The sequence below is a fragment of the Streptomyces sp. AJS327 genome (genome assembly GCF_013450295.1).
Lineage (GTDB): Bacteria > Actinomycetota > Actinomycetes > Streptomycetales > Streptomycetaceae > Streptomyces.
The window spans coordinates 1,552,806-1,574,522 of the sequence record NZ_SKBR01000002.1 but is presented as its reverse complement, the minus strand read 5'-3'; the positions used below and the strand labels follow the sequence as shown (position 1 = coordinate 1,574,522).

Annotated in this window: 2 protein-coding genes (1 of these 2 cut by a window edge); both read right to left on the bottom strand. The window is 76.6% G+C overall.

Annotation, left to right across the window (positions count from 1 at the left end):
- Positions 1-10: 10 nt before the first annotated feature.
- On the bottom strand, positions 11-13,933 hold the full coding sequence (locus E0L36_RS16210; RefSeq protein WP_180929725.1) for an SDR family NAD(P)-dependent oxidoreductase: 13,923 nt from the start codon (positions 13,931-13,933) through the stop codon (positions 11-13).
- Positions 13,930-21,717 carry the 3' portion of an SDR family NAD(P)-dependent oxidoreductase gene (locus E0L36_RS16205; protein ID WP_180929724.1) on the bottom strand. Its footprint extends 405 nt past the window's final position, so the window shows 7,788 of its 8,193 coding nt (coding positions 406-8,193); the start codon falls outside the window, past its right edge; it ends in the stop codon at positions 13,930-13,932. The genes E0L36_RS16210 and E0L36_RS16205 overlap by 4 nt, the downstream gene beginning before the upstream one ends.

Below are 21,717 nucleotides of genomic sequence, written 5' to 3'. Positions count from 1 at the left end.
GCCTGGGGTGTCACGGCGTCACCCGGGTGTCGTGCCAGGCGGTCTCCACGGTCGCCGCGACCGTCTTGATGTGGTGGTCGTCGCAGATCGAGAAGTGGTCGGCGGTGATGTCGACGAGGGTGAGCCGGTCGCCGGTGAAGGCGGCGAAGCCGTTGCTGCGGTCGTCGCAGGTCCGTCTGACTTCTGGCAGGTCGTTGGGGTTGCCGGGGGCCACGTGGCCGAGGGTGGAGTGGAAGAGCAGGGTGTCCACGGGCTGGGCCAGCGGTTTCGGCTGGAAGCGGGCGAGGGCGTCGTTGTTGTGGATGATCAGGTCGCGGTTGGCGCGGACCAGCCGGGCGACGTCCGGTCGCGCGATGTCCACGGTGGCGTGCCGGGACAGGTGGCCGGTGACGGCCTCCAGCTGTCCCTCCACGTCGAGGCCGGAGATCTCCTCCAGGGTGAGGGGCCGGGTGACCTCCCAGCGGCGGCCGAGGGCGTTGGCGACGAGCACGAGGGACATGAGGTCGAAGTCCTCGCCTTCCAGGGCCTCGGTGTCGATGCCGTGCCACGCGTCGGTGCCGGGCATGATGGCGTCGATCAGGGTCAGGTGCCCGACGTCGGCTCCCTGGTCGAGGAGTTGGCGGGCGATCTCGTAGGCGACCACGCCGCCGAGCGAGTAGCCGCCCAGCAGGTAGGGGCCGTCGGGCTGCTTCTTCCGCAGGGCCCGGAGGTGGGAGGCGGCCATCTCCTCGATGGTGTCGAAGATCCGGATGCCGCCGTCCACGGAGAACTGCTCCAGTCCGAAGACGGGGTAGGCCAGGCCGAGGTGGTGGGAGAGGCTCAGTCCGTAGCTGACGTCGCCGAGGAGGGTGTGGCCCCAGAAGCTCGGTGGCCGGGTCCCGTCGCGGTTGATGCTGACGACGCCGGTGAACGGCGGCCGCTCGTCGGTGTCGTGGAGGTGCGGGGAGTCGTCGGTCGCGTCGCCGGCGGGGGTGACGCCGGTCATCCGGGGCGGTGGCACGATCCACCGGCTCCAGTCGCCCTGTCCCCCGTGGACGTGGGCCTGGGCGACGCCGACCAGGGGCCGCCACCGGTGGTTCCGCGCGGCGGCACGGAAGGCGGTGCGGTGGGTGGCGGCCGCCGCGCACCAGTCGCGCAACGCGGCGGGTGGCAGCGGCGCCTGGCCGGATCGGGAGAGGAAGTCGACGGTGTCGTCCAGGAGCTGGTCCGGTGCTGGCTCGGTGTCGGGTGCGGGTTCCGGCCGCCCGGGGACATTCCAGGCGGCGGCGAAGTCGGCGGCCACCGAGGCGAGTGCCGCCTCCTCGCCGAGCGCCGCGGGCCGTCGTGGCGCGCTGGCGTCCGGGCACCCGGCGTCGAGCAGGACCAGTTCAGTGACCTGCCAGCCCGCGTCCACCAGCAGCCGGGCGGTCTCGACGGCGAGCAGGCCGCCGAGGCCGTGTCCGGCCAGCCGAACGGGGGTGGCGGGGGTGCCGTCGGTGATGGCGCGGGCGCAGGCGGCCGCCTGGGCCTCGACGGTGGTGGCCGGGGGGCCGCCCGGGCCGAAGGTCGCCGCCTCCAGCCCGAACACCGGATCGTCGTTCCCGGGCGTGACGGGGCTGCCGGGCCGGTTCAGCTCCGAGACGGCCCAGGTCAGTTCGCCGGTGTCGTCGTGGACGCAGTAGGTCGGGACGCCCGTCGCGGCACCTGTCCGCAGGGGGATGGCCAGGGCGGCCTCGGGGGTGGGCGGTCCGCCGGTCTCCGGGGCGGCCGGAGCGGGTGGTGGCTGGTCGCCCGCGGGGTCCGCGGCGGAACGGGCCGCGGGCGCGGTCTCGTTGAGGTAGGTGCTGGTCAGGTGCGCGACGAGCCGGTTGACCGTGGGGTGTTCGACGATGGTCAACATCGGGATGTGATCCCCGTACCGCTGCTGGACGCGCTGCATGACGCGCAGTCCCGCGATGGAGTCCACGCCGATGTCGGTGAGGATCCCGTCGGGGTCGACGCGGTCGGCGGGCAGGCCGAGGTTCTCGGCGATGATCGCGGTGATGACGGCGTGCGGCGGGTCGTGCCGGGGGGCGGGGACGAGTTGGGGCGGGGCCGGGGCCACCGGGGGTGGGGAGGACTCCGCCGGGGGCTGGGCGACGGGGGCGGCCGGTTCCGGGGAGGTGGGGTCGGTCCGCGGCGAGGGGGCGGGGGTGGGCGTCGCCGGCTGAGGGGCGCGGGCGGCCGGAACGGGGGCGGACTCCGGTGGGGCGGGGGTGCGGGACGGGGGGTCGGGCAGCCAGTAGCGGTCGGTGCGGAAGACCCGGCCGGGCAGCGGCACCCTGCGCGGTGTCCGTCCGGTTTCGGTGTCCCCGTCCGCCTCCTGTCCCAGCAGCCACCGCACGGCCCGGGCTCGGGCGTGCCGGGGGGCGTCCGGGGTCGTGGCGTCGGCGAGTTCGCGTGCCAGGTCGCTGTCGCCGTCGAGGACCCGTGGGTCCCGCCCGTCCGCCAGGTACCGGCGGAACGCGTCCACGGCGTCGGCCAGGCCGGTCGCGAGCACCACCATGCCCGTCCGCTCGCGGGGGCGGCCGGCGCGGAGGGTGTGGGCGATGTCGGCGAGCGGCACGCCCGAGCCGCGCACCAGCAGACGCTCCAGGTGGGAGGCGAGGCGCCGGGCCGCGGTCCGCAGGTCCGCGGGGGTTTCCGCGCTGAGGACCAGCGCCTCCGGTCCGGTCCGCGCGGGGCGGGTGGCGGTCTCCGGTGGGGCCGAGGCCAGGGCGACGTGCGCGTTGACGCCGCCGAACCCGAAGGAGCTGACCCCGGCGTGGCGCGGCGCGTCCGCGGGTTCCCGCCAGGGGCGGGGGCGGTCCACCAGGTAGAACGGCGAACCGGCGAGTTCGATCAGCGGGTTGGGCCGGTCGAACCCGGCGAGTGGGGGCAGCACCCCGTGGTGGAGGGCGAGTACGGCGCGGATGAACCCGGCGATCCCCGCCGCGGTCTCCAGGTGCCCCACGTTGGTCTTGCCCGTGGTGAGCCCGCAGCGCTGGTTGGTGGCGCCGCCGAGTTCGGTGAACGCGGCGCGCAGTCCGTTGACCTCGACCGGGTCTCCCAGTTCGGTGCCGGTGCCGTGGGCCTCCACGAGGCCGATGGCGTCGGCGCCCGCTCCGGCCTGGCGCCAGGCGCGGACGATCACCTCGGCCTGGGCGGTGGCGCTGGGCGCGGTGAGGGAGGTGGCGCGGCCTCCGTGGTTGACGGCCGAGCCGCGGATCACGGCGTACACGTGGTCGCCGTCGCGGCGGGCCTGGTCCAGTGGTTTGAGGAGTACGGCGCCGACGCCCTCGCCCCGGACGTAGCCGTCGGCGGAGTCGGTGAAGGTGGCGCAACGGCCCTCGGGGGAGAGCATTCCGGAGGCGCCGAAGGCGAGGAAGCCGGCGGGGGTGAGGGTGAGGTTGACGCCGCCGGCGAGGGCGAGGGCGCACTCGCCGTTCCTCAGGGAGGACACGGCGCGGTGCACGGCCACCAGGGAGCTGGAGCAGGCGGTGTCCACCGGTTCGCTGGGGCCGCGCAGGTCGAGGAGGTAGGAGACCCGGTTGGCGAGCACGCTGTGGGCGTTGCCGGTGGCCGCCTGGCCGTCGGCTTCGACTCCGTGTGCCCGGAGGAGCTGGCCGTACTCGGTGCTGGCGACACCGGCGAAGACGCCGGTGTCGCCGCCGGCGAGGGTGGCCGGGTCGTATCCGGCGTCCTCCACGGCCTGCCACACGGTGCGGAGGAACAGCCGGTGCTGGGGGTCCATCAGCCGGGCCTCGCGGGGCGATATCCGGAAGAAGGCGGCGTCGAACTCGTCGATGGCGTCGAGGAACGCGCCGTGGACGGGGGTGTCCCAGCCGGCGGCGCGCGCGGGCGGGGTGTCGGTGGTGGCTCGCCGTCCGGTCAGCGCCTGGGTCCAGAAGGCGTCGAGGTCCGGGGCGCCGGGGAAGGCGCCCGCCATCCCGATGACGGCGATCTGCCGTGCCCCGGGGGGCACGGGGGGCAGGGGGGAACTCGCGGGGTGCGACGCCGGGTCCGGGGTGGGGGGCGGTGGGGTGGCCGGGTGTGCGGGAGCGGGTTCGGGGGTGGTCTCCGGCCGCGGCGGCGACGGCGCGTCGGCGGCCGTGCCCGGGTCCGGCGTCGCCGGAGTGAGGGCGGCGGCCAGTCCCCGCAGGTCGCGTGCCTCGTAGAGCAGGGTGGGGCGGAGTGTCAGGCCGTGGCGTTCCCGGAGGCGCGCGGACAGCTCCGTGACGGAGACCGAGTCGAATCCGTAGTCGCTGAGCGCGTCGTCGAGGTCGATCTCCTCGGGGTCGACGCCGAGGACGGCCGCGACGGTGTCGGTCAGCGCGTGGTGGTGTTCCGTTCCGCCCGCCGTCTGGGGCGGGGCCGGATCCTGCCGGGCGGTGTCCGCGGTGGTCTCCAGCACGGTTGTTCCTTCCAGCCAGTACCGTTCGCGGGCGAACGGGTAGTGCGGCAGTGACACGGGACGGGCGTCCGGCTCGTCGGGGTCGTGCCAGTTCGGTGGCGCGCCCGCGGCCCAGCGGGCCGCGGCGGTGGCCTCCGCCGGGGCGTCGGGGCCGGGGGCGGGTGTGGTGTGGTCGTGGACGCCGGGGTGGTGGCCGCCCGGTACGGCGAGCCACTTGGTGAGGCGGGCCGTGAGGGTGGGCAGGTCGGGCGCGGTGACGGCGAGCCGGTGCCGTAGCGGTTCGCGTCCCACGCGGAGGGTGTGGGCGACGTCGGCGGGGCTGGGCCGGGTGCCGCCGAGGCTCGCGAGGTGGTCGCGCAGCCGCTCGGCGGAGCGGCGGAGTTCGGCCGGGCGGCGTGCCGAGAGCACGAAGATCCGTTCGCGGCCGGTGGTGTGGCGGTCCGGTGTTCCGGTTTCGCGGGGTGCGGGGGGTTCGGGGGCCTGTTCCACGATCAGGTGGGCGTTGGCTCCTCCGGCGCCGAAGGAGCTGATCGCGGCGCGGCGTGGGCCGTCTCCGGTGGGCTCCGGCCAGGGACACCGCTCGCGTACCAGGTGGATCGGGGAGCCGGGCCGTGCCAGGTCCGGGTGCGGGAGGTCGCACAGGGTGGGGGCCAGCGTCCGTTCACGGAGCTGGAGGAGGACCTTCGTCAGCTGGGCCATGCCGGAGGCGGACTCCAGGTGGCCGATGTTCGGTTTGAGGGAGCCGATGGCCCAGCGGGCGGGCTGGCTGGCGGCCCGCTGGTAGGCGGCGGTGAGCGCGGCCAGTTCGACGGGGTCGCCGAGGGGGGAGCCGACGGCCTGGGCTTCCACGTACTGGATGGTGGCCGGGTCGATTCCGCCGCCCTGGAGGGTGCGGGCGATGAGTTCGGTCTGGGCCGTGCCGTCCGGCGCGGTGTAGTGGGGGCGGGTCCCGCTGGAGTTGACGCCGGAGCCGACGATGACGCCGTGGACGCGGTCCCCGTCGCGCAGGGCCTCGCTCAGGGGCCTGAGGAGTACGGCGCCGACGCCCTCGCCCGTGACGAAGCCGTCGGCGTCGGCGGCGAAGGCGCGGGAGCGGCCGGTCGGTGAGAGCATGCCGGCCTGGCTGAGGCCGAGGTGGTGGCCGGGGTGGAGGATCAGGTTGACGCCCCCGGCCACGGCCATGCCGCACTCGCCCCGGCGGAGGGACTCGCACGCCAGGTGGACGGCGGTCAGCGCGGAGGAGCAGGCGGAGTCGACGGCCAGGCTGGGGCCGTCGAAACCGAACACGTGTGAGGTGCGGTTGGCGATCGACCAGTGCCCGGAGGAGGCCAGCGCCCGTTCGCCTCTCCCCCACCGTTCGGCGGCCAGCAGTTCGTACGGGGCGTACATGGCGCCGGTGAAGACGCCCACTCCGGTCCCGGCGAGGGCGCGTGCCCGCTCGGTGGCGCGCCGCCGGGTGTGGCCGGCGTCTTCCAGGAGGCACCAGACGGTTTCCAGGAACAGCCGTTCCTGGGGGTCGATGCGGCCCGCTTCCCGGGGTGAGATACCGAAGAGCAGCGGGTCGAAGCGGTCGATCCCGGTCAGGAAGGCGCCCCAGCGGTGGCTGCTGCGGGTGGGGTCCGCTCCCCGGGGGTCGTGGTGTTCGGCGAGGGACCAGCGGCTGGCCGGTACCTCGCGGATGGCGTGCGCCCCGCGGGCGAGTACGTCCCAGAGTTCGTCCGGTGTGTCCGCGTCCGGGTAGCGTCCGGCCAGCCCGATCACGGCGATTGGTTCGGCGGTCTGACGGGGCGGGGGCGCGGGGTGGGCGCGGGGCGCGGGGTGGACGGGCGCCGAGGGCGACGCGGGGTGGTGGGCGGGTTCGGTTGGTTCGGGCGGGCCGTCCGGGGTGTCGCCGTCGGGGGTGCCGAGGAGGGCCTCCAGCGCGGGCCGTGCCGTGGCGACCAGCCGTGCGGCGATGTCGGCGGCCGAGCCGCCCTCGACCGTCTGGCGGCTGACCGCCTGGCCCAGGTCCTTCTCCAGGCGGGCGGCGACGTCCAGGTCGGCGAGTGAGTCGGAGCCGTAGGTCCCGAGGGGCACGGCGGGGTCCAGTTCCTCGGCGTCGACGTGGAGTACGGCCGCGTAGTGCGCGGCGACACGGGCGGCCGTCCGCTCCAGCAGGCCGCCCGTGGGAGGGGACTGTCCGGTGGTGGGCGGTGCCGGGGTGCCGGTGGCCGCCAGTTCGCCGGTGGCCGTGGGTTCGCCGGTGGTGGCGGGGGCGTGGCGCGGGGGCTCGGCGGCGGTCTCTTCCGTCCAGGCGTCGCGTTCGGCGAGCATCACCCACTGGTCGGTCTCCTGGCCCCCGGGGGTGCCCAGCGGGGTGAAGCCGCGCAGTCCGGCCTGGAGGGCCAGGGCCCGCCAGGTGTCCACGGGGAGCAGCGGCGAGTGGGGGTGCCGCAGCCAGGGGTCCTGGTAGAGCCACCAGCCGTCGGTCAGGCCGAAGCAGAGGGTCACGAAGTCCCGTGCGCGGGTCACCTCGTTGAGGGCGAGGAGCCCGCCGGGCCGCAGCAGGGCGGAGACCTGGCCGAGGGTGTGCGCGGCGTCGGGTGTCGCGTGCAGGACGTTGCTGGCGACGACGATGTCGTAGGTGCCGGGCGGGCAGTCCTGGGCCGCGAGGTCGCCGTCGATGTCGAGGGCCCGCCCCCGGAGGAAGGGGTGTTCCCCGGCGAACCGCTGGACGCCGGTGCGCACCAGGCTGGTGGAGAGGTCGGTGTAGTCGTAGCTGACGGTGGCGGCGTCCAGCCCCTCGGCGCGCAGGGCGTCCAGCACGGCGGCGGTCGTGGCTCCGGTTCCGGCGCCGACCTCCAGTATCCGGGTGACGGGGCCGCCGCTGTCGCGGCGCTGGCGGGCGTAGGCGGCCACGGCCCGGGCGGTCACCGTGTTGAAGTGCTCGGCGCGCCGGTTCGCCCGGTAGACGTCCGCCACCAGGGAGCCGTCTCCCCGTGGGAAGAGTGCCTCGTTGCCGGGGAGTTGGCCGTTGAGCACGTCGGGGAGGACCTGGGCGCAGCGTGTCATCAGCTGGATGAAGGGCGCGCTGTCGGGGTGGCGGTGGCGCAGTTCCGCGGCGAGTGTGGCGCTGTCGGTGGGTGGTGCGCCGAGGGGGGTGGCGACGCCGTCGGGGCCGGGCCGGTGGTGTCCGGCCCGGTGGAGCATGTCGGTCAGCGCGTCGAGCAGCCGCCGTTGTCCGGGGGCGGGGTGCGGGTGTCCGTCCGGTCCGTCGCTCCGGTGTTCCTCGTCGGCGGGGGCGGCGGGGGCGGTGCGGCCCCAGCGGGTCAGTGCCTCGTGGACCAGGGCCTGGGCCAGCCGCTCCAGTTCGGTGAGGGTGTCGGCGCCGGGCACGGGTTCGCGCTGGTCGAGCCAGGCCCGTACCTCGTCCCTGACGGGGCTCCACAGCGACGGGGTGGAGGCGGGGGCCCAGCGCAGCGTCCGGTCGCTGACGACGCCGAGGTGCTGGGCGGCGCGGGCGGTCAGCGGCATGGGGACGAGCTGGGGCGGGCCGGAGGCGACGGCCCGCTGGAGGGTCGACAGGCCGTCGGCGGTGGTGAGTTGCCCGACGCCCAGCCGTCGCATGCGCTGGCGGTAGGCGTCGGTGGCGACGGCGCCGGTCTCTCCCCAGAAGCCCCAGTTGATGAGGGTGACGTCGCGGCCCAGGCGGGTGGCGAGGAACCGGGCGTAGGCGTCCTGGAAGGTGGAGGCCGCCGCGTAGTTGGCCTGTCCGGGCGCTCCGGTGAAGGAGACGGCGGAGGAGAAGAAGACGAGCTGTCCGAGGGGCTGGTCGGCGAGCGCCTGGTGGAGGGCGACGGAGCCGCGGGCCTTGGCGGCCAGGACCGTCCGCAGGGAGTCCTCCTCCAGCCGTGCGATGGCGCTGTCGGCCATGGTGAAGGCGGTGTGGATGACGCCGTCGAGGGGTCCCTCGCGTCGCAGTGTCGCGGCCACCACCTCCCGTAGCGCGGTGGGGTCGGTGATGTCGGCGCGGGCGTAGCGCACGTGACCGCCCGCCTCCTCGATGGCGCGCAGCTCCTCGCGGGGTGTCTCCTCCTCGGGGCGCCGCCCCACGAGGACGAGCCGGGCGCGGTGGCGGCGGGCCAGCATCCCGGCGACGGACAGGCCGAGGCCGCCGGCGCCGCCCAGCAGGAGGTAGACGCCGCCGTCCCGGAACGGGGAGGGCTCGCCGTCCGGGTCGCCGAGCGTGGCCGGGACGAGGACGCGGGTGAGGAGCGTGCCGCCCATGAGCGCCAGTTCCTCGCCCGGCCGGTCGGTGCTGATGCTGGTGAGGCGTTCCACGAGGGGATCGCCGGGGCCCGGTGCGGGGCGCAGGTCCTCGGTGCGGAGGTCGACGGTGACGACCTCCACTCCGGGCAGTTCGGCCGCCGCGACCTTGGCGTAGCCGATCAGCGCGGCGGCGAAGGGGTTGGGGGCGGTGTGGAGGTCGTCGGTCTGCTGGGTGTCGTTGGTGACCACCACGAGCCGCAGGTCGCGTCGTTCGGTGTCGGCGAGCGCGCGGGCCAGCCGGTGGAGGGCGAGGACGCCGGTTTCCTGGGCGGCGTCGAGGTGGGTGACGTCGTCGCCGGGGTAGCGGCGTTCCTCCACTCCGCCGAGGAAGTAGACGTGGCTGAGGTTCGGGGTGCTGGTCAGCAGCCGGGCGAGTTCGGTGGTGCCGGGTCGTTCGCGGTCCAGCCGGACGAGCCGGGCCGTGGGGTGCGCGTCGGCGACGCGCCGCCCGAGGCCGGTGTCGTGACCGGTGGTGAGGATCAGCGCCGCGCCGTGGGGGCGCGCCTCGGTGGGTGGCAGGGGCCGCACCCGCCACCGGGGGGTGAGCGCGGACACCGCGAGGGGCTCGGCGGTTCCGTCGTCGTCCTGGCCGGTGGCGTGCCGCTCGGGGGAGCTGGCCGTCCGGGGGGTGGGCGTGGCGGGTGTGGGTGGCGCGGCTCGTACGGCCGTCAGCTCGTGGAAGACGGCGTGGGGGTGTCCCTCCTCGTCGGTGAGGACGACCCGGCACACCGCGTGTCCCCGGTCCGGGTCGGCGCGGAGGAGGGTGGCGTGGACGAGGCACCGTCCGGCCGGGGGGTTGTGGAGTTCGACGCGGGCCGCCTTCGCTGGCACGAGGGTTTCGCCGGTGGCCAGTACGTCCTGGCCGAGGGGGAGCAGCGCGTGGAGCGCGCCGTCGAGTGTCGTGGCGTGCCGGTGCCAGTCGTCGGCGTCGCCCCAGCTGCCGGGGGCGGTCTGGTCGCCGGTGGGGACGCGCAGTTCGGCGAGGACCTCCCGGTCGCCGCGCCAGGCCCGCTCAAGGCGGTGGTAGGTGGGCCCGTAGGTGATGCCGTCGGGGACGAGGTGCTGGTAGATCTCGCGTCCGGTGAGGGTGTCGGCGCAGCGGGCGCGGAGCGCCGCGAGGTCGAGGGGGGTGGGGGGCGTGGGTGGGGTGTCGGACACCCGGCCCCGGGAGGAGATCCGGCGGCCCTCGGCGTCTTCCGTGCTGACGGTGAACTCCCGCTCTCCGGCGGTCTGTTCGCCGAGGTCGACCCGGAGGGTCAGGTCCTGGCCGGGGAGGGGGGAGAGCGGGGCGCGCCAGGTGATGTCGGTGAGCGGCCGGGGCGTGGCGCCGCCGGGGCGCTCCAGCGTGGCGTGGACCGCCAGGAGGTGGGCCACTCCGGGCAGTACGGGGCGTCCGCTGACCTGGTGGCCGGTCAGCAGGGGGTGGCGGGCGCCGAGGACGAGGGTGCGGGAGGGTGCGGTGCCGTCGGGGGCGGTGACGGGGATCCAGTAGCGGCGGCCGTGGAAGGGGTAGCCCGGCAGGGAGACCCGCCGGGGTGTGGCGCTGGTGGTGGCGGGGTCCGCCCAGGGGACGTCGGTTCCGGCGAGCCAGCGCCGGGCCTGGTGCCGTGGGTCGCCGGTGGGTTCCCGGTCGCCGGGGTCGGGGTGGGTGGTGTCGGGCTCCAGGGCCCAGGGCACGTGGTCGGCCCCGCGCGCCATGGCCCGGAGGGCCTCGCGGAGCGCGGCGAGTGTGGGCACGTCGAGCGCGGCGCGGCGGGGCTGGGCGTCCCGCCCGGCCAGCAGGGTGCGGGCGATCTCGGCGAGGGTCGGTGTGGGGGCGCCGGTGGCGTCGAGGCGGGCCAGGTGCCGCTCCAGCCGCTCGGCGACCGCGCGGAGTTCACCGTCCGTACGGGCGGAGAGCGGAACGATCTCCGCCGGTCCGGTGTCGGGGGACGCGGGGGACGTGGTGGACGCGGGGGCGTACTCCTCCAGCACGATGTGCGCGTTGGCGCCGCCCGCGCCGAAGGAGCTGACGGCGGCGCGGCGCGGCGCCCCGGCCGCCGGGGGTTCCCAGTCCGCGAGGGTTCGCTGCGGAACGAAGCGGGTGGCCGTGAAGTCGATGTTCCGGTTGGGCGGGTCGCAGTGCAGCGTGGGGACGAGGGCGCGGTGTTCGAGCTGGAGGACGCACTTGGTGAGCCCGGCGATGCCCGCGGCCGACTCCAGGTGGCCGATACCGGACTTCACCGAGCCGATGGCGCGGGGCTCGCCGTCGGGGGCGGCGCCGAAGGCCCGCTCCAGGCCCTCGATCTCGATCGGGTCGCCGAGGGCGGTTCCCGTTCCGTGCGCCTCCACGTAGCCGATGGACTCGGGGGGCACGTCGGCGCGGCGGAGCGCCTCGGCGACCACCGATCCCTGGGCGCGGGGGCCGGGCACGGTGTAGCCGTTGGTCGTGCCGCCGTGGTTGACCGCGGTCGCCTTGATGACGGCGCGGACGGGGTCGCCGTCGGCGACCGCGTCGGCCAGCGGCTTGAGCAGGACGGCGCCGACGCCCTCGCCGGGGACGTAGCCGTCCCCGCCGTCGCCGAAGGCGCGGCAGCGGCCGTCGGAGGACAGGAACCGCAGCTGGGCGAGGGCGACGTACTTGGCGGGGTGCAGGTTGAGGTTGACGCCCCCGGCGAACGCCATCCGGGACTCGCCGCGGCGGATGCTCTCGCAGGCGAGGTGGATGGCCACCAGCGAGGAGGAGCAGGCGGTGTCGACGGCCAGGCTGGGGCCGTGCGCGTCCAGGACGTAGGAGAGGCGGTTGGCGATCGACCAGAAGGAGGAGTTGGGGCTGACGCGGTTCCCTCTCCCCCACTCCTCGGCGCCGATGAGCTGGTACTGGCCGGAGGTGACGCCGACGAAGACGCCGACGGGGTGCTCGCCGCCGGTTCGGGTGGCGTGGTGGAGCAGCCGCCGGGAGTAGCCGGCGTCCTCCAGCGCCGTCCAGGCGGTCTCCAGGAACAGGCGTTCCTGGGGGTCCATCAGCTCCGCGTCGCGCGGCGCGATCCCGAAGAACAGGGGGTCGAACCGGTCGACCTCGCGGAGGAAGCCGCCCCAGCGGCCGTAGGTGTGGCCTGGCCGCGCGGGGCGCGGGTCGAAGGTGGCGGCGGTGTCCCAGCGGCCGGGCGGTACCTCACCCACGCAGTCGCGGCCCTCGGCCAGGTTGTCCCAGAAGGTGGCGAGGTCGTCGGCTCCCGGGTAGCGACCCGCCATGCCGATGACGGCGATGTCGCCGTCATCGGCGGGCGCGGCGGCGGGGCCGGGGCGGGGGGTCGCCGTCGCGGGCCGGGGTGGCTGCTCGGCGGTGGGCGGGGCGGCGGGCGGCAGCCCTTGGGTGTCGGGGGTGTCGGGGGTGTGGGTTTCCGGCTCGGGGAGGGCGCCGGGGTGGGTCCGCAACAGGTGCCCGGCGAGTTCCCGTACGTTCCCGTGGTCGAACAGGAGGGTGGGGGGCAGGGGGCCGAGGCGTTCCTGGAGCGCGGCCGTGAGCTGGCGGATCAGCAGGGAGTCGACGCCCAGCGCGGCGAAGGCGTCGTGTGGCCCGACCGTTCCCTCGGGGAGTTTCGCGGTGCGGGTGACCACCTCGGTCAGCCACTCCTCGGCGGCGGCGAGGCGACGGTCCCCGGGTGGGGGTTCGGCGTGGCCGTCCGCTCCGGGGGCCGCGGGCTCGTCCGGGGTGGCCGCCGTGGTGGCGAGGTGCCGCGCCGCGAAGGCGGTGATCCGGCCGGTGTCCCCGTAGCCGTAGAGGAGTTCGGGCTCACCGGCACGGACGGCGTGTTCCAGGGCGTCCGTCCCGGCGTCCAGCGGCAGCGGCAGCATGCCGGTCACCGCCCGCAGCCGCTCCTTGCCCTCGTCGTCCATGTCCATGCCGCCGCCCGCCCAGAGGGGCCAGTGGACGGCGACGGTGGCGCCGCGCCGCTCGCCCCGGCCGACGGCGCGGTGCCGGGCGTGGGCGAATCCGCCTAGCGCCCGCCCGGCGGCGGCGTAGTCGCTCTGCCCGGGGGCTCCGAGGAACGACGCGGTGGAGGAGAACAGGGCGAACAGTGTGAGGGGTTCCGCCCGGGTGGCCTCGTCGAGGTGCATCGCGCCCGCGATCTTCGGGGCGAGTACCTCGCGCACCGCCGCGGTGCTCTTGTGGCGGAGGTACGCGTCGGCGTTGACGCCCGCGAGGTGGAGAACGGCGTCGACGGGCCCGAAGGTGTCCCGGGCCTCGGCCACCGCGCGCTCGGCCCCGGCGGGGTCGGTGACGTCGGCGCGGAGGTGGATCGCCCGGCCACCCAGCCGCTCGGCCTCCTCCAGTGTGCGCCGTACCTGGTCGGTCGCGGGCGACCGGCTCAGCAGGACGAGGCGCGCCGCGTGGCGTCCGGCGAGGTGGGTCGCCATGGCGCGGCCGAGTCCGCCCGCGCCGCCGGACACCAGGCAGACGGCGCCGTGGGGAAGGCCGGGCTGGTCGCCTGGCGGGGCGGAGGGCAGCGGGGCCAGCTGGCGCGTCCACCGGCCCTCGCCGGTGTAGCGGACCTCGCCGCTGCCCGGCCGGTCCGCGGCGAGTTCGGCGAGGGCGAGTTCGGCGACGCTGAGGAAGCCGGGGGGTGTGCCCTCCACCCGGACGGCGACGGCCCGCAGTCGTCGCTCCTCGTGGGTGAGGACCTGCGCGAACCCGCCGAGCGCGGCGCCGAATCCCGGCGGTTCGCCCGCCAGGGAGACCAGCGCGACCTCGACGGGGCCGTCGGCGGACGCCAGAGCGGTGAGGGCGTGGAAGGCGGTCTCCAGCCAGTCGGCGGGTGACCCGCCGGTGGCTCCGGTGACCAGCACGGCCCTGCGAATCGCGCCGCCGCGCGCGGCCAGTTCACCGAGCAGGGCACGCCAGCTCTCCCCGTCGCGGAGGTCCGCGGTGCGGACCCCGGGTGTCTCCTCGTGCGGCCGGGCGCCGGGCTGGTGCGTCACCAGGGTGCCGCCGGGGAGCGTGCCGACGGAGTCGGCGGTGGACGGGTCGCCGAGCGCCAGCAGCACGTCCGCGCGGTCAGCGGACGGGAGGGGTGGCGGTTCCGTCCGCTCCCAGCCGGGCCTGAACCACTGTCCGCCGGGCGGGGTGTTCCCGGTGGGGGCCGCCGGGCCGCGCAGCTCCTCCAGGGCCCGCTCGATGGGCACCTCCCCGCGCCGCACCCGTTCCAGCAGGGCGCGCCTCGCCTCGTTCATCGCGGTCCTCCCTCGTGCGTGGGCGCCGTCGTCGACAGCAGGCGCTCCGCTTCCTCCACTGACACGCGCCCGTCGCGCAGCCCCGCCAGTACCTCGATCGCCCGCTCGTCGTCATCGGGCGGCGGCGCCGTCTCCGGTTCGGGCGCGCCGGTGGCGGGGGGTTCGGCCCAGTACCGGGTCGGGGCGAACGGGTAGGACGGGAGCGGCACACGGCGCCGGGGCCCGTCGTGCAGAAGCCGCCAGGGCGGGCTTCCGCCGCGCACCCACCACCGGGCCCACGCGGGGAGGTCGTCCACGGGGGGCGGCCCGGCGGTGGGGTCGGCGGTGGCGTGGGCTGTGGCGTCGGGGGTGCCGTGCCACAGGCCCGCGTGCTCCGTGTCCGGGGCCGCCCGGTAGGCGCGTAGCAGGCCCACCGCCTCCGCGATGTCCCCCGCCACCAGGGCGAGCCGCACCTCGCGCGCGTCACGCCCGGTCTGGAGGGTGAAGGCGACGTCCACCAGCCGGAGCCCCTCCTCGGCCTCCGTCAGCCGGGACTCCAGCGCCACCACGTAGGCGGCCAGCCGCTCACGGGTGCGTGCGGAGAGCACCAGCAGCTGCGGCGGGCGGCCGTTGACGGGGGCGAGTGGCGCGGCCCTGTGCTCCTCCAGCAGGACGTGCCCGTTGGAGCCGCCGAAGCCGAACGAGCTGAGCCCCGCCCTGCGGGGTGTCTCCCGGCCCGTCTCGTCGACCCGCCTGGTCCACGGCACGGCCCGGTCCACCACGAAGAACGGTGAACCGTCCAGCTCCAGCAGCGGGTTGCGCTCCCGGGCGTGCAGCGTGGGGGGCAGCGTCCCGTGCCGCAGGGCCAGCAGCACCTTGACGAGTCCGGCCATTCCGGCCGCCGACTCCAGGTGGCCGATGTTGGACTTGACCGACCCGATCCCGCACCAGGGCCCGGGGCTCCGCCCGGAGGCGTCTCCCCCGCCGGGCGGGGCGAAGGCCCGTTTCAGGGCCTCCACCTCGATGGGGTCGCCCAGTGACGTGCCGGTGCCGTGCGTCTCGACGTAGGTCACCGATCCGGGGGCGACGCCAGCCCTCCGGTGCACCTCCGTCACGAGATCCGTCTGGGCGTTGGGGTTGGGCACGGTGAGGGACCGCACGCGCCCGCCGTGGTTGACGCCGCTGCCACGGATGACCGCGTGCACCGTGTCGCCGTCGGCGAGCGCCGCGGAGAGCGGCTTGAGGTAGACCGCCGCCGCGCCCTCGCCGCGCACGTAGCCGTTCGCCCCCGCGCCGAAGCTGCGGCACCGCCCGTCGGGCGAGAGGAACCCGCCCTGCCCGAACGCGACGAACAGCTCCGAGGTCAGCAGCAGGTTCACGCCGCCGGCGATCGCGGCGGCGCAGTCGCCCGCCTGGAGGCACCGCACCGCCCGGTGCAGCGCCGTCAGCGAGCTGGAACAGGCGGTGTCCACCGGCTCGCTGGGTCCCCGCAGGTCCAGCAGGTAGGAGACGCGGTTGGTCAGCACGGCGTGCGAGACACCGCTGGGGGCGTGGGCCTCCTCCTGACGGCCCGCCCGCACCAGCACCTCGTGGTAGTCGAAGGCGGAGACACCGGCGAAGACGCCGGTGCGGCTGCCGCGCAGCGAGGACAGGGCGTGTCCCGCGTGCTCCACGGCGGCGCAGCTGGCCTGGAGGAACAGGCGCTGCTGGGGGTCCGTCAGCTCGGCCTCGGCAGGGGTGATCCCGAAGAGGGCGGCGTCGAAGGCGGCGACGTCGGGCACGAAGCCGCCCCACCGGCTGTTGGTGCGGCCGGGCCGCGTCAGGGGGTCGCCGTGTATCGCGCGCCAGTCGAACCGCTCGGCCGGTATCTCGGTGATCAGGTCGTCGCCGTTCTCCAGGTGCCGCCAGAGGGCGTCCGCGTCCGGCGAGCCGGGGAACGTCCCGGCGAACCCGACGATGGCGACCGGCTCCGCCCCGTCGGCTCCGCGCGGCGGTTCCGGAGCCGGGGACGCCGCGCGCCGGGCGGTGTCCGGGGCAGGCTCGGAGGGCGGCCCGGGGGCGGGCCCGGCGTCCGGCGGCGGGATCACGGGGCCGGGGTGGTCGGTCAGGAGCCGGGTGGTGAGCGCGTCGATGGTTCCGCACTCGTACAGCAGGGTCCGGGGCAGCGGGCCGAACCGCGCGATGAGCAGGCCGCCCAGTTCCACCGCGCCCACGGAGTCGAGCCGGTACCTGTCGTACGTCGCCGAGGGGTCCACCTCCTCGACGGGCAGGCCCAGGTAGTCCGCGAAGAGCCGCCGCAGCTGGAGGCGCAGGGCGTCGGCGTCGGCCGGGGCCGGGGCCGTGGCCGGCCGGGGCGCTTCCGGGGCTTCCGCCGCTTCCGCGCCGGGAGGGGCCGCGCCGCCGGGGGCTGGCGGGTTCACTGGGGTGCCGGGCCAGCAGCGGCGCAGCCGGAAGGGGACGCCGGGCAGCGGCACGCGCCGCCCGGCCGGGCGCAGCTCCGGGGGGATCGGGCCGCCGCGCTCCAGCCAGGCGCGCGCGGCCCCGGCCAGGGGGCCGTCGCCGAGCGGCGCGGCGCGGCGATCGTCGGCGAACGCCCGCAGCGCCGCCGCCACCTCCCCGGTCGCGTGCCCGAGCACGGCGAACCGGTGCGGGCCGGGGGCGCGGGCGGCCAGGGTGTGGGCGGTGTCGGCGAGGCGCGGCGCCGGTGAGGCGGCCAGGTGGGTGGCCAGGTCCCGGGCGTACGCGGACAGTTGGCCGTCGCTGGGCGCCGAGAGGAGGACGGGCACCGGGCCGTCGGCGAGCGGCCCGGCGGGGGCGCCGTCGGTCGGCCACTCCTCCAGCACCACGTGGGCGTTGACGCCGCCGAAGCCGAACGAGCTGACGCCCGCGCGCAGCGGGCCCGCTTCACCGCCCCTGCGGGGCGGCAGCCAGGGCCCGGTCTGCCGCACCAGGTGGAAGGGGGTGCCGGTCAGGTCGATCTCCGGGTTGGGTTCGGCGCAGTGCAGCGAGGCGGGCAGCGTGCGGTCGCGCAGCGCGAGGACGGTCTTGATCAGCCCGGCGATCCCCGAGGCCGACTCCAGATGGCCGATGTTGGTCTTCACGGTGCCCAGTCCGCACCGCGCCCCGTCGGGGACGGTGGCGAAGGCCCGGCGCAGGCCGTTGATCTCGATGGGGTCGCCCAGCGCGGTGCCGGTGCCGTGGGTCTCGACATAGCCGATGGTGGCCGGGTCGATCCCGGAGCGGGCGTACACGGCGGTCAGCAGCTCGGCCTGCCGGACCGGGTCGGGAACGGTCAGGCCGTGCGCGTGGCCCGCGTGGCTCACCCCGGTGCCGCGCAGCACGGCCCGGACGGGGTCTCCGTCGGCGAGGGCCTCGTCGAGCCGGCGGAGCACCACGACCCCGGCGCCCTCGCCCCGCACGTAGCCGTCGGCGCGGCGGTCGAAGGTGCGGCACCGTCCCGTGGGGGAGAGCATTCCGGCGTTCGCGCACGCCTGGAACGGGCCGGGGCTCGCCAGCACGTTGACCCCGCCCACCAGGGCGGTGGAGCACTCTCCGGCGCGCAGCGCCCGCGCCGCGCGGTGCAGCGCGACGAGGGAGCTGGAGCAGGCGGTGTCGACGGACTCGCTGGGCCCGTGCAGGTCGAGCAGGTAGGAGAGCCGGTTGGCGACCATGCCGTGCGCGAGGCCGGTGATGGCGTGCCCGGCCGTCTCCCGGCCGGTGACGCGGAGCACGTCGGCGTAGTCGACGTTCGAGACGCCGACGAAGACGCCGGTCGCCGTCCCGGCCAGCGCGGCGGGCGGGAGGGCGGCGTCGTCCAAGGCCCGGTGCGCGGTCATCAGCAGCAGTCGCTGCTGGGGGTCGGTCAGTTCGGCCTCGCGGGGCGAGAGCCCGAAGAAGTCCGGGTCGAACAGGTCGATCCGGTCGAGGAATCCGCCCTGGGGCGGTGGGGTGTCCCCGGGCCACGGCAGCCGGTCGCCGGGGTAGGTGGTGACCAGGTCGCGGCCCTCCACCAGGTTCCGCCAGAACGCGGAGAGGTCCGGGGAGCCGGGGAAGACGCCGGACAGGCCGACGATGGCCAGCGGCTCCTCGTGCGCCGTCGGGGCGGCCGGAGGGGTGTCCCGTGGCCGGGGCGCCGTGCCGGGCTCCGCCGGTGGCGGGGCGGCGGCCTCCGGCGGCGCCGCCAGCAGACGGTCGGCGAGCGCGTCGGCCGTGCGGTACTCGTAGAACTCCGAGGCGCGCAGCCGCACCCCGAACCGTTCCCGTACGGCGTGCGCGAGTTCCTGGACGGTCACCGACTCGAAGCCGAGTTCCCGCAGGTCGTCCGCTGGCCGGGGCGGCTGCCGCAGCTGGAGGATCCCCGCGATGAGCGTCAGCAGTTCGTCCCGCACCGCCTCCCGGCCGCCGGGGCGGCCGCTCTGCCCGGTGTCCCGGCCACCCGGGGTGTCCCGGTCGTGCGGGGCGCGGTGGGCGGGCCCCGGGTCGTGCGGCGCCGGCCGCGGTGCGGCGCCGGTGAGGCGGGTGCGCACGCGGTGCGCGTCGCCGTCCGCGGTGATCACGCGCGCGGCCCCGGTGCCGCGCGCCAGCCTGACGGCGGTGGTGAGCGCGGCGAGTCCGGACGCGGTGGTGAACGGCCGGACGCCGGTGGCGCGTTCGATGCGCGTCGCGGTGTCCGGCGGCATGACCAGCCCGCCGTCGGCCCAGTAGGGGAAGTTGACCGCCAGGGTCAGCCCGCGCCGTTCCCCGTCGGCGACCCGCCGGGCCCGCCGCTCGGCGAAGGCGTCGAGGAAGCCGTTGGCGGTGGCGTAGTCGGCGAGCGCGGGGCCGCCCTCGACGGCCGCCATCGACGACATCAGCAGGAACAGGTCGAGGTCCTCCTCCCGCGTCGCCTCGTCCAGCACGAGCGATCCGGCGACCTTGGGGTCGAGCACGGCCGCCGTCACCTCCGGGACGCGCTCGGGGATCACCCGCTCCCGCAGCACCCCGGCGAGGTGCAGCACCCCGTCCAGTCCCCCGAAGCGGGAGCGGGCGAAGGCGACGGCCGCCGCCGTCCGCCGAGGGGAGGTGCTGTCGCTCTGGACGTAGACCGCCTCTCCGCCCAGGTGTTCCAGCTCGGCGAGGTGCGCGCGGCCCGCCTCGTCCAGGGCGGAACGGCCGGTCAGCAGCAGGCGGGCCCCGTGGCTTCGCGCCAGTTCGCGGCCGAGGGCGCGCCCGATGCCGCCGAGCCCGCCGGTGACCAGGTACCGGCCGCCGTCGCGGAAGGCGGCCCGCCCCTCGGCGTCCGCCACGGTCAGCGGCCGCCGCTCCCGCGTCCGCCGCTGACCGCCGTGGTAGTCGACCTCGGCGACGTCGCCGGGCCGCGTGCCGCGGGCCTCCGCCCAGACGCGGGCGGCGAACGCGTCCGTGTCGCCGCCGGTTCCGTCGTCCGACAGCGTGCACCAGCCCAGCTCGTGGTCCCAGCTCACCGCTGACCGTCCGAACCCGGTCAACGCCTGGTGCGCCGGTTCCGGGGCGCCCCGCCGGGCGCTGATCACGACGAGTGGCTCCCGGTCCGCGTCCCGGGACCATCCGGTGACCAGCGCGGCGGCCCGCTCCAGCGCGGCGTCGAGCGCCGAGCGCGGGTCCGCCGGACGTTCCGGGCCGGTGGGCGGCGGCTCCTCCTCCAGCAGGACGACGACGGAGGGGCGCGGGCCGGGCCCGCGCACCTCCGCCCACAGCCCGCCGGGGTGCCCGGCCAGTGCGGGGGCCGGAAGGCCACACCGCGCGGCGTGGGACCGGAGGGCGTCGCGCAGCACCGGCGAGCCGCCGACGACGGCCAGTACCGGTGCGGGGCCGTCCCGCCGCGGCTCCCCGGGGACGAGGGTGGAGGTGAGGAACACCGTCTCGTCCGGCGGCCGTTCGGCTCCCCCGTGCCGGTCCGGGCCGCCGCCGGGCGCGGCCTGGCGCGGCGGCTCCTCCTCCGACGCTCCCGTCGGCGCGGCGTCCAGCGAGCCGTCGAACCAGTGCCGTTCGGGAGCGAGCCGGGCGCCGGGGAGCGCCGCCCGGCGGGTCGGCCCGCCGGGGAACACGGCGGACCAGTCCACGTCGGCCCCGCTGGCCCAGCGGGCGGCGGCCACCTCCGGGGGGCGTCCGCCGGGGGGCGCCCCGGGGAGGTCCGCGGGCACCGGCTGCCACAGTGCGGGATGGTCCCGGCCCGACAGGAAGGCGTCCAGCGCCGCGCGGAGTTCGCCCAGGTCCCCGGCGAGTACGGCGATCCGGGTCGGCATCGCCTCGCGGCCGAACGCGAGGGCGGAGGCCACCTCCGGGAGGGCCGGGGCCGGTTCGCCGTCCAGGGCGGCGCGCAGGGCGCGGACGGCGCGGCGCAGCGCCTCGTCGCCACGCGCCGAGACGGGCACCACGTACGGGGCGGCGGTGGTGGGCGCGGCCGCCGGGGCCGGGGCCTCCTCCAGCACCACGTGGGCGCCGGTGCCGCCGAACCCGAAGGAGCTGACTCCGGCGCGGCGCGGGGCGGTCGCGGGCGCCTCCCACGGCAGGGACGCGCGGTTGATCCGCAACGGCCCCTCGTCGAGGCGGCAGTAGGGGTTGGTGTCACCGAACGCGGGCATCGCCGGGACGGTCCGGTGGCGCAGGGCCAGCACCGCCTTGACGAGCCCGGTGATTCCGGCGGCGGCCTCGCCGTGGCCGAGGTGGGCCTTGGCCGACCCCAGGTGGCACCCCGGGCCGCTGGCCGCCGCGCCGTCGAGCAGCGCGCGGACCGCCTCGGTCTCCACGGGGTCGCCCAGCACCGTGCCGGTGCCGTGCGCCTCCAGCAGGGTCATCGTCGACGGGTCGGCGTCCGCGTCGGCCCAGGCCGCGCGGAGCAGCCGGGTCTGCGCCCGGGGTGCGGGCGCCGTGACGGAGGCGGTGCGGCCGGTGTGCCCGACGGCCGAGCCCCGGATGACGGCGAGGACCGGGTCGCCGTCGCGGAGCGCCGCGTCCAGCGGCTTCAGCAGCACGGCGGCGACGGCCTCCGCGGGAACGTAACCGTCGGCGTCCGCCGCGAAGGAGTGGCATCCGCCGCTGGCCGACAGCGCGCCGAGGGAGTCGAGCCGCAGGTAGTGCCGGGGGGACAGGACGAGGTTGGCCCCGGCCGCGAACGCCATCGCGCACTCGCCCCGGCGCAGGGCGGAGACGGCCTGGTGGACGGCGACCAGGGAGGAGGAGCAGGCGGTGTCCACGGTGACGCTGGGGCCCGTCAGGTCCAGCGCGTGGGCTGGCCGGTTCGCCACCATCGACGCGGCGTTCCCGGTGGCGTCGTGGGGCCCCACCGCCCGGCCGGACGCGGTCATGATCTCGTCGTAGTCGCGGAAGCAGAGGCCGACGAAGGTCCCGGTGTGGGAGCCGCGCAGCCGGGGCGTCACCGCGGCGTTCTCACTCGCCTCGTACATGGCCTCCAGCACCAGCCTGACCTGGGGGTCCATCACCTCGGCCTCGCGGGGGGAGATCCCGAAGAACGCGGCGTCGAAGCGGTCCGGGCGGTCGAGGAACCCGCCCCGGGCACAGCGGGTCCGCGCGGGGCCGCCGCCCGTGGGGTCGAGGAGTGCCCGGTGGTCCCAGCGCTCTCCCGGTACCTCGCGCAGCAGGTCGCGGCCGGAGAGCAGGGCGTGCCACAGCTCGTCCGTGCTGTCGGCGCCGGGGAAGCGTCCCGCCATCCCGATGACGGCGATCTCCCGTCCCGCCGGGCGGTCACCGTCCCCGGGGAGGTCCCGCGAGGGACGGGCCGACGGCGGGGTGGGGGTGGGCGCGTCCGGGGGGACGGCGCCGGGGAA

Bases quoted from the DNA above. Each gene is read 5' to 3' on its own strand.
- E0L36_RS16210 (WP_180929725.1), bottom strand. From the start codon at position 13,933: ATGAACGAGGCGAGGCGCGCCCTGCTGGAACGGGTGCGGCGCGGGGAG.